At 71.3% G+C, this 6,000-nt stretch carries 4 protein-coding genes; 1 reads left to right on the plus strand and 3 read right to left on the minus strand.

The window, feature by feature from the left end; all coding sequences use genetic code 11:
• Positions 1–95: 95 nt before the first annotated feature.
• The 3 genes from ACFWPI_RS24220 to ACFWPI_RS24230 form a co-directional block, all read right to left on the minus strand.
• The gene (locus ACFWPI_RS24220) at positions 96–602 is read right to left on the minus strand and encodes a helix-turn-helix domain-containing protein (RefSeq protein ID WP_380338746.1); all 507 of its coding nucleotides are present in this window, start codon (positions 600–602) and stop codon (positions 96–98) included.
• Between the two features lie 86 nt (positions 603–688).
• Complete coding sequence (locus tag ACFWPI_RS24225) at positions 689–1,738, minus strand: LacI family DNA-binding transcriptional regulator (protein ID WP_063346285.1); 1,050 nt, start codon at positions 1,736–1,738, stop codon at positions 689–691.
• 157 nt (positions 1,739–1,895) lie between these two features.
• Positions 1,896–3,854, minus strand: a complete 1,959-nt coding sequence (locus ACFWPI_RS24230) for a PIG-L family deacetylase (RefSeq protein WP_380374242.1) — start codon at positions 3,852–3,854, stop codon at positions 1,896–1,898.
• Between the two features lie 386 nt (positions 3,855–4,240).
• On the opposite strand from ACFWPI_RS24230, the gene ACFWPI_RS24235 reads away from it, so the two are divergent.
• On the plus strand, positions 4,241–6,000 hold a 1,760-nt coding region (locus tag ACFWPI_RS24235; RefSeq protein WP_380374239.1), incomplete at its 3' end, for an SGNH/GDSL hydrolase family protein.

A 6,000-nucleotide genomic window follows, 5' to 3' on the forward strand; every position in this document is an offset into this window, starting at 1 on the left:
CCAACCGGACGGCGCTGGTGGGGCGGGCGTACGCGTTCGGCGTCCTCGTGGCGGACGTGTGGCCGCCGGCGCCTGCCCGCCGCACGCGACGGCCGTCAACCGGCCCGGCGCAGGTGTCGGGGCCCGGCCGGGCGGGGTTTCGGACAGCGTCGGCGGCGCCGACAGCACGGACCGCTCTCGCCGATCGCGGTCAACGGCAGGACCATCACGACCACCGCGGACGGCTGTTCGTCCACCTCCCCGGCGGCCGGCGTCTCGCGACGGCTCCCGTCCGGCTGATCGAGCCCGCTGCCGGGAACGGCTCGCGCGGCACGGAGAAACCATTCCAATCGCGAGGTCCCCAGGCCGAGCGCCTCTGCGAGCTGCTGGACGGAGCGGCGCTGTGGTCGGCGCACCCGGCCCCGCTCGATGTCGCTGATCGTCCTCACACTGACCTGGGAACGCCGGGCGAGTTCCTCATGCGTGAATCCCACTTCACGACGAAGCGTCCTCAGCATGCCCCCGAATGCCGAATCCCCTTGTTGTGCCTTCGACACGTCACCCCCAGAATCTTGGCGCGTGGGAGCGCTCCCACACCCATCGGGAGCGTAGCAGCACCTCATGCCCAGGTCAGCCGCGACACGCGGCAGTGGCTCATACCGGAACAACGGAACGTGACGGCCATTCAGTTCGAAGCCGTCCGAGGCCGTCAGGCCGAGGCGCGGACCGTCAGTTCGGTCGGAAGGATCACCTGGCGACGCGGCCGCCCGGGTTCGGCGATCTCCTCGAGCAGCAGCTGAACCATCAACCGCCCCATCGCCTCGGTCGGTTGGCGAACACTGGTGAGGGGCGGCTCGGTGCTACGGGCGATGACGGAGTCGTCGAAGCCGACGACGGCCACGTCTCCCGGCACGCGCCGCCCGGCCTCGCGCAGTGCCCGGAACGCGCCCACGGCCATCAGGTCGGAGGCGCAGAACACGGCATCGAGGGTGGGCATTTCGGCCAGGAGCTCGCACATCGCCGCGTAGCCGCCCGCCTCGGTGAAGTCGCCGTGGGCGACGAGCGCGTCCTCCGGGGCGAGGCCGGCCTCCGTGAGCGCCTCCCGGTACCCCGCCAGGCGTGCCCCGGCCGCCTCCATGGCGAGCGGCCCCGTGATGGTGGCCACTCTGGTGCGGCCGCGCCCGACCAGGTGCCGGACAGCCGCCCGGGCCCCGCCGGCGTTGTCGGCGTGGACGTAGCTCAGCGATTCGCGCTCGGACCGGCGACCGCCCAGTACGGCCGGCATCCCGAGCTGTTCGAGCAGGTCGGGCAACAGGTCGTCCTGGCGCACCGAGACCAGGAGCACCCCGTCGACCCGGCGCGCGGTGAGGTAGCGCGTCAGACGCTCGCGCTCGTCCTCGTTGCGGACCAGGGTCAGCAGCAACTGAAGGTCGGTCGACGCGAGTTCGTCGGAGATCCCGGTGATGACGTCCGCGAAGTACGGCTCCGACCTCAGTCGCGCCAGGCTCTCCGGGACGACCAGGGCGACGACGTCGGTGCGCGAGGTCACGAGGGACCGTGCCGCCTGGTTGGGTACGTAGCCGAGCTCGGCGACGGCGTGCTCCACGGCCTCCCTCGCCCTGGCGCTCACCTTGGGCGAACCGTTGATGACCCGGGACACCGTTCCCCGGCTGACTCCCGCGCGGGCGGCCACGTCCTCCACCGTCGGTCGCGCGGCAGACCGGGCGCTTCCGGGGCCCGGCCTGTCAGTTCGGGTCATGATCACACTCCGGTGTGGCTCACTCTGGGGAGTGGCCATCCTACACGGCGTGAGAGCGCTCCCACCGGCGCTTCCACCGGCGCTTCCACGGGCGCTCCCACGGGCCCGGCCCGTCGGCCGGTCGGGAGGGTGTCCGACCAGCCGACGGAACCGGCGGTCACAGGGGCATGCCCTGCCAGCCGCCGAGGTTGGTGGGCGTCGTGCCCGTGCGGTAGTAGACGCGGCCGTCCGTGCCGATGGCGAACACGTGGAGGACACCGCCGCCGTCGACGAGCGCGGTCGGGTAGTCGAGGACGGTGCCGCCGAGGTCCTGCCAGGTGCCGTAGCCGGAGTTCGGGGCGGTCTGGGCGGTGGTGCTCACGCCGCCGCCGCCGTTGCGCTCGAACAGGACGACCCGCCCGCCGAGGTTGGCCATCGCCGGCTCGCCCACTCCTGCGTGGCCGCCGAGGTTGCCCGGGGACTGGCTCCACGGTCCGCCGGGCTGGGTCTGGTAGCTGACGAGCATCGCGCCGGTGCCGGCCTCGCGGTAGGCGAGTTCGATGCGGCCGTCCTGGTCGAGCGCGGCCTTGGGCGGGCTGGCCGGCCGGGAGTTCGGGATCGGGCCCGGGCCGTTGATGGCGTCGTTCGGAGCGGTCTGCCACCAGTTGACGACCCCGTCGCGGGTGCTGGCGAAGACCTCGATCCTCCCGACGCCGTTGCGGATCGCGGTGACCGGGTCCTGGATGTCGGTGCCGTGCAGGTCATCCCAGGTGGTCGTCCAGGCGCCGTTCGGGCTGGTCTGCCGGATGCTGCTGAGGCCGCCGCCGCCGTTCTTGACGAAGAGCTCCAGCCGGCCGTCCTGGGAGGCGACCACCGCGGGCACGCCGACCTGGCCCGCGTTGTCGAGCCCGGCGTTGGGGTTGCCGAGGTCGGCCCAGCTGTCCCGCCACACGCCGTTGGGCGTGGTCTGCGGGACGGAGACGATGTGGTGGTCGGTGAGGCGGCGGGCGAAGACCTCCATCCGGCCGTCCGCGTTGGTGCCGACCGCGATGCCCGGCGCCAGCCGCCCGCCCGGGTCGGCGAACCGTGCCGGGCCGCCCCAACTGCCGTCCCCCTGACGCCAGTACGTGTAGAGGGAGCCCGCCCGGACGACGAAGACCTGCGGCCGGCCGTCCTGGTTCAGCCCGGCCCAGGAGGTGCCCCGCGACCAGCGGTAGTACATCCGGGAGAACCAGGCGGTTTCGTAGTTCCCCGAGTGGTCGTGGCCGGCGTACTCGGAGACGAACACGCCCTTGGCGCCGGTCGTCGCCGGGTCGAGGTTCACCGGGCAGTCGCTGATGTTGTAGTCCCGGTAGTTCACCTGGATCAGCGAGCCGCCGTACTGGCTCGCCGCCACGCCCGCGAACTTCGCGGCGGAGATGTGGTCCGAGTGGTCGTCCTTGTAGCGGGTGTCCGGGAGTTCGTCCTGGGCCCGGAGCACGGTCGGCTGGTACGTCACCATGATCTGCCGCAGCACCTCGACGACGTCCGCCGCCGTGTAGGTCGACGGCCCGGACAGCGGGCTGTCCTTCGGGACGACCGTGGTGTCGGTGCCGCCGTTCAGCACGTTGGCGAGCCCGGCGTCGTGCAGGTTGAGGAAGATCAGGTGCACCGGCCGGTCCTTGAGCATGTACCGCTCGACCTGCTTGCCCGCGACCGTCCACGCCTCGACCGTCCAGTGCCCGATCTCGTCGGTCGCCGGGTCGTTGTCGCCGACCCCGGTCATCCGGGAGTAGGCGTTGACGGCGCCCATCTGGCGGTTCCAGGTGCGCAGTGGGTCGCCGGCGGGGTCCCAGCAGCCGCCCACGCACGGGTCACCGGTGATGTTCCCGGCGGTGACGAACACCGTGACGGACGGGGTGCCGTTGCCGAGGGCGTTGGACAGGTCCGGGTTCATGAACAGGATGTCGTCGTCCTCGTGCGCGACGACCTGCATGAACAGCGGCCCGGAGCCGGCGGCCATACGTGCGGCCGTACCCGTACCCGTACCCGTACCCGTGGCCGCGGAGGCGCGAGTCGCGGTCCCCTTGGCCAGGACGGGTGCGGCGAGGGCGGTCAGCGCGAGGGAGGTGAGGAGTTGCCGTCGTCCGATTGCCATGTGATTTCCCCTCATTCGAGATTCGAGGTCGGCAGGTGATCACGCCAGGAGGAGATTGGCGGATTGTAGGGCGGGAAGTGCCCGAGACGGTATATCGCAAATCCCGTCAGGCGCGACAGTCAACTGACGTGCAATCAAGCCACTCCGTCTCTTTCTCGCCGATCTTGCCTGTACAGCGCGGTTTCTGCTGGAACTTCCCCATGGTTTCCGCCTGATGTTCCTCCTGGCGAAATCCGGACCGGCGGTGATTGCATGGTGGATGGCGAGCGGGCTCCGAGATTTCTCGGACATTCTCGGACCTCCTCCTTCGGGAAACGGATCGCCACCATTTCTTCGTCACCCGAGCCATGCGGGAATGGTTTTCCGTACCCGGCGAAAGGAATCCTGTGCACGTCACCCACCGCCCACTGCGGGGCCGCCCGTCCGCCATGGCGGCAGCCGCCGTCGTCCTCGGCGCGTTCGCCGCCCTGCCGCCCGCGGCCCCGGCGAACGCGGCCGTCGGCTGCGGGCCGGTCCCCGCCGCGCTCCCGTCAGCCCCGGGCGTGCCGCGCCCCGAGTCCTCGGCCTGGACGGGGAGTTGGGGTACCGCCATGAGCCTGGCAGGACCGTCGGCATCCTCGGGCGTGACGGGGCGGCAGACCCTGCGCATGGTCGTCCACACCAGCATCGGCGGCAGCTCCGCCCGGATCCACCTGGTGAACACCTTCAGCCCGGACCCGGTGACCATCGGGCACGTCACCGTCGCGGCCCAGGACAGGGCTTCCGCCCGGAACGGGAATCCGGCCACGGCGGCGGCCACGCCGGCCACCCTGACGTTCGGTGGTTCGGGCCGGACCGTCGTCCCACCCGGCGGCGAGGTCTACAGCGACCCCGTCGCCTTCCCGGTCACCGCAGACGAGAACCTGCTGGTCAGCCTCTGGCTGCCCGACGGGGTCACCACCGCGCCCTACCACCCGTACACGCTCACCACCTCCTACACCTCCGCCCCCGGCGACGGTGCCGACCGCACCCAGGACACGGGCGGCGCCAACCTCTCCACCCCGTACGCCTACTGGGCCTTCCTCGGCGGCCTGGACGTCACGGCCGCCGGCAGCGACGGGACGGTGGTCGCCCTCGGCGACTCGCAGGTGGACGGCGGGCACACCAACCAGGACTCCAACACCCGCTGGGCCGATGACTACGGGCGCGCCCTCAGCGCCCGACCGACGCCCGAGGGCATCGTCAACAAGGGCATCTCCGGCAACCGGATCCTCACCGACGGGACGGGAGGACGCGTCGGCTTCGGTCAGAGCGCGCTCAACCGCTTCGACCGGGACGTCCTCTCCCAGACCGGAGTGCGGAGCGTCGTGCTCTACGAGGGCATCAATGACATCACGATGGACGACGCCTCCGACTCCGCGCTCGAGTCGGGGATCCAGCAGCTGGCCTCACGCGCGCACGCGGCCGGGCTGCGCTTCACCGTTGCCACCATCCCCGCCTTCCAGGGCTACACCGACTACACCGCCGCCCGGGACCGGGTGCGCCAGTGCGTCAACGACTGGATCCGCACGACGACGGCTATCGACGGCTTCCACGACTTCGACCGGGCGACCCGCGACCCGCTCAACCCGAGCGCCGCGTTCGCCGGTTACGTCTCCTCCGACCACCTGCACTTCACCACCAACGGGAACACGGCCCTCGCCGAGGTCCTCGCCCCGCGGCCCGCCCCGACCAGCCCCTCCCACACCTTCTCCCAGACGACGGCCGGAGCCTTCCACGGCAAGGGCATCGGCGACCTCGTCGCCCGAGACGACTCGGACGGGCACCTGTACGAGTGGGCGGGGCTGGGAGACGGGTCCTTCACGGCCAGGACCGACCTGACGGCCGGCTGGGGCGCGTTCTCCCAGACCACCGCCGGCGATTTCCGGGGGACCGGTCACGCGGACCTGATGGCGAGGGAGGACGCGACGGGCAACCTGTACATGTGGCCCGGTAACGGGGACGGTACCTTCGCCGGCCGCGTGCTCGTCACCGACGGGTGGGGTCCGTTCTCGCAGACGGTTGCCGGTGACTTCCGGGGGACCGGTCACGCGGACCTGATGGCGAGGGAGGACGCGACGGGCAACCTGTACATGTGGCCCGGTAACGGGGACGGTACCTTCGCCGG

The organism is Kitasatospora sp. NPDC058492, assembly GCF_042720685.1.
Lineage (GTDB): Bacteria > Actinomycetota > Actinomycetes > Streptomycetales > Streptomycetaceae > Kitasatospora.

Bases quoted from the DNA above. Each gene is read 5' to 3' on its own strand.
- ACFWPI_RS24220 (WP_380338746.1), bottom strand. From the start codon at position 602: ATGAGGTGCTGCTACGCTCCCGATGGGTGTGGGAGCGCTCCCACGCGC.
- ACFWPI_RS24225 (WP_063346285.1), bottom strand. From the start codon at position 1,738: ATGACCCGAACTGACAGGCCGGGCCCCGGAAGCGCCCGGTCTGCCGCG.
- ACFWPI_RS24230 (WP_380374242.1), bottom strand. From the start codon at position 3,854: ATGGCAATCGGACGACGGCAACTCCTCACCTCCCTCGCGCTGACCGCC.